Raw genomic sequence first — 2,092 nt, forward strand, 5'->3', positions numbered from 1 at the left:
CCAAGTCTTAACTTAAACAGGAGCCGTTAAGACATGCCTAATTTCTTTATCGATCGCCCCATATTTGCGTGGGTGATCGCCATTATTATCATGCTGGCTGGGGGGCTATCGATCCTCAAATTGCCGGTTGCGCAATATCCGACGATTGCGCCGCCTGCAATTTCGATCACAGCCATGTACCCCGGTGCTGACGCCGAAACGGTGCAGAACACGGTTACTCAGGTTATCGAACAGAATATGAACGGTATCGATCACCTGATGTACATGTCCTCCAACGGCGACTCCACCGGTACCGCAACCATCACGCTGACCTTCGAATCCGGTACCGATCCGGACATCGCTCAGGTTCAGGTACAGAACAAGCTCGCACTGGCAACGCCGCTTCTGCCGCAGGAAGTTCAGCAGCAGGGTATCAGCGTTGAGAAAGCGTCCAGCAGCTTCCTGATGGTCGTCGGTGTTATCAACACCAACGGCACCATGAACCAGGACGATATTTCTGACTACGTGGCAGCGAACATGAAAGACGCCATCAGCCGTACCAGCGGCGTGGGCGACGTTCAGCTGTTCGGTTCTCAGTATGCGATGCGTATCTGGATGGACCCGAACAAGCTGAACAACTTCCAGTTAACGCCGGTTGATGTCATCAGCGCTCTGAAAGCGCAGAACGCCCAGGTTGCGGCAGGTCAGTTAGGTGGTACGCCGCCTGTACCTGGCCAGCAGCTGAACGCCTCTATCGTGGCGCAGACCCGACTGACGAATACCGAAGAGTTTGGCAACATTCTGCTGAAGGTCAATCAGGACGGTTCACAGGTTCGCCTGCGCGACGTCGCGAAAATTGAGCTCGGCGGTGAAAGCTATGACGTGGTAGCGAAGTTTAACGGACAGCCGGCTTCCGGTCTGGGGATTAAACTGGCGACCGGCGCTAACGCCCTGGACACCGCGAATGCCATTCGCGCTGAACTGGTGAAAATGGAGCCGTTCTTCCCGTCAGGCCTGAAAATCGTTTACCCGTACGACACCACCCCGTTCGTTAAGATCTCGATTCATGAAGTAGTGAAAACGCTGGTCGAAGCGATCATCCTGGTGTTCCTGGTAATGTATCTGTTCCTGCAGAACTTCCGCGCGACGTTGATCCCAACCATCGCCGTACCGGTCGTCCTGCTCGGGACCTTTGCGGTGCTTGCCGCGTTCGGCTTCTCGATAAACACCCTGACGATGTTCGGGATGGTGCTCGCCATCGGGCTATTGGTGGATGACGCCATCGTGGTGGTCGAGAACGTTGAGCGTGTGATGGCCGAAGAGGGCCTGCCGCCTAAAGAAGCGACGCGTAAGTCCATGGGCCAGATTCAGGGCGCACTGGTCGGTATCGCGATGGTGCTGTCCGCGGTATTTATCCCGATGGCCTTCTTCGGCGGTTCTACCGGTGCTATCTATCGTCAGTTCTCCATCACTATCGTTTCTGCGATGGCGCTGTCGGTACTGGTGGCGTTGATTCTGACGCCGGCGCTGTGTGCCACTATGCTGAAACCTATTCAGAAAGGCAGCCACGGCACAACCACCGGTTTCTTCGGCTGGTTTAACCGGATGTTCGAGAAGAGCACGCACCACTACACCGATAGCGTAGGCAACATTCTGCGCAGCACCGGTCGTTACCTGCTGCTGTATCTGATCATCGTTGTCGGCATGGCGTTCCTGTTTGTACGTCTGCCAAGTTCGTTCCTGCCGGACGAAGACCAGGGCGTATTCCTCAGCATGGCGCAGCTGCCTGCCGGTGCGACCCAGGAACGTACGCAGAAAGTGCTGGATGAGATGACCGATTACTATCTCACCAAAGAGAAAAACAACGTTGAATCCGTCTTCGCCGTAAACGGCTTCGGCTTCGCGGGACGTGGCCAGAACACCGGTATCGCGTTCGTGTCGCTGAAAGACTGGAGTGAACGTCCGGGCGCAGAGAACAAGGTTGAAGCGATTACCGGTCGTGCGATGGGCTACTTCTCGCAGATTAAAGACGCGATGGTGTTCGCCTTTAACCTGCCGGCTATCGTAGAACTGGGTACCGCGACCGGCTTCGACTTCCAGCTGATTGACCAGG

1 protein-coding gene is annotated in these 2,092 nt (G+C 55.7%); it reads left to right on the plus strand.

The window, feature by feature from the left end:
* Positions 1-33 precede the first annotated feature (33 nt).
* Positions 34-2,092: efflux RND transporter permease subunit (locus ACW14G_RS22850; RefSeq protein WP_455648857.1), on the plus strand; the 2,059-nt coding region annotated here is incomplete at its 3' end.

It is taken from the genome of Kluyvera sp. (genome assembly GCF_965301105.1).